The organism is Alkalimonas mucilaginosa (assembly GCF_036327005.1).
GTDB classification, from domain to species: Bacteria; Pseudomonadota; Gammaproteobacteria; order Enterobacterales; family Alteromonadaceae; genus Alkalimonas; species Alkalimonas mucilaginosa.
The window spans coordinates 1-2,043 of sequence record NZ_JAUGZK010000034.1 but is presented as its reverse complement, the minus strand read 5'-3'; the positions used below and the strand labels follow the sequence as shown (position 1 = coordinate 2,043).

Annotated in this window: 2 protein-coding genes; both read right to left on the bottom strand. The window is 42.8% G+C overall.

From position 1 onward, the window contains the following. Positions 1-443: 443 nt before the first annotated feature. Positions 444-968, bottom strand: a complete 525-nt coding sequence (locus QWF21_RS17955; protein WP_330089416.1) for a hypothetical protein — start codon at positions 966-968, stop codon at positions 444-446. 99 nt (positions 969-1,067) lie between these two features. Then, positions 1,068-1,610: a hypothetical protein gene (locus tag QWF21_RS17950; RefSeq protein ID WP_330089415.1), complete on the bottom strand. Its 543-nt coding sequence runs from the start codon at positions 1,608-1,610 to the stop codon at positions 1,068-1,070. Positions 1,611-2,043: the final 433 nt, after the last annotated feature.

The window sequence follows — 2,043 nt, the reverse complement described above, 5'->3', positions numbered from 1 at the left end:
CATGCAACCATTATCCAAGTATCTAACGATAACAAGTCACTTTTTGCTTTCAGCCGGCGGCTGCAATATGTTGTCAAAAAGCTACTTAGGATCTAACTTTAGCGAACAGGAGAATAGATCATAATCGACAGCTAAAGCCGGAAAAAAAACGAACAAGAACAATAAATAATAAGCTTTCATATCAACCTCACAACCAATAAATGTGGTGCTCTAATCGGCAAAACTCCGCCAAACTCATTCCAGGTTGCTATGCCATCATAGTATTTTAACGAAGTCCCATAGAGCGCAAAAGGCCACGCGGCTTATCGATAAAACACCCTCCCATCATCCACAACATTACAGCCTAATCCGCCAGCTCGCACACTCTACCTTGTGTCGCTTGCCTCACAAACCCAGTGTGATTAATATTGATTTGAACCAGTTGTCTACAAACGCTGTGATAATCACATAACAGTATATTTCATGCGATCTATTATTTCTGAAAGCATGTTCTCATTCCCCGGCTTCTTAGATGTCTCTACAGCCTGGTTCCAAACATCACAATGCGGATTAAACTCAGCATAATCTTCTCTTGAAATAGATAACTGTACCCGGATAAGACTGCCGCTCAGTAAGCCTATTCGAATACCGAAGTCATTCACCTCATCACGAATATAAGTGCCAGACACATGCACATGACAACGGTCAAGACGTTTATAATTTTTTCCCAAAGATTCCTTAAGCGCGACTCTATTCACTTCGAGCTTATTTGGATTCCAGGATAAACAGACATCTAGCGACTCACATAAATACACACGGCCATCTGCATTCAGACTCAACACACCCATCATGCCGACATGGGTATCATGATAGGTATCTGCATTCGCCTGCAACTGACTATAGGTTGGCCGGCTCATATAGATTGGTTCAAGAGACGCGGTAGCGGTAGCCGCATAGCATAACAACACTGCAAATATGGCTCTTTTCATAGACAGTACCCCTGTATACATTTTACATATTTGATGGCTATCGACTCTGGCAATTCCACCGCTGGTGATGGCGTTCCGCCAAACTCACTCGAGGTAGCGCTAATGAGTTTGGAACTTCATTCGTTTAACTCTTTCAAGTAAAAATGCTTCATTACCATTTTTTTTCGACGTTTCAACGGCTAGATTCCAAGCCCTGCAATGTGGATTAAAATCGGCATAATCCACACGAGAAACGGATAGCATTATTCTGATATTATTGCCGGTAAGGAGCCCCAAACGGTTCCCATAATCTTCCGCTGCATCACGGACATATTCCCCAGAAACCTGAACATGACAGAGATCAAAGATACTGTACCAATCAGTATCATATTGTTCATATTGCTCATATCGTTTCAACGCCGCTATATCTACCTCAAGCTTGGTAGGACTCCACGATAAACAAGCATCAAGCGATTCACATAAATACACTCGGCCATCACTGTTTAAACTTAACACACCTATCATATCGACATTTATATTATCAAGCGTTTCTGCACTCATCTGCAACTGGCTAAATGTTAGCCGGTTCATATAAATTGGTTCAAGAGACGCGGTAGCCGTTGCCGCATAGCAAAACAACACTGCAAATATGGCTTTTTTCATAAACAAAACCCCTGTATACATTTTACATACTTGATGGCTATCGACTCTGGCAATTCCACCGCTGGTGATGGCGTGCCACCAAATTCATCCCAAGCTGCTATACCGTCATAATACTTCAATGATGTGCCATATAGCGCCTAAGGTATCCCCACAAATGAGCTAGAGAAAACAAAAAGTTAGGCGAGAAGGGAACATTCATGGCCGTTCACGATCTGATCGTTCGCCAAAACTAAACCAAGCCACTAACAGCCATGAATGTGAAAACTATGCTCGCTCATTTTCTCTCTTTTGTCACCCCTGAAAGGATGCATAAGACCAGATTTTCATCACTACTTGCAGCAACACAAAGCTTGCTGCAGCATCAGCGTTGTACGGTTACCGCAATTGGCCGGGGCATAGACAGCGATACCTGCGAAAAACACAGCATCAAACG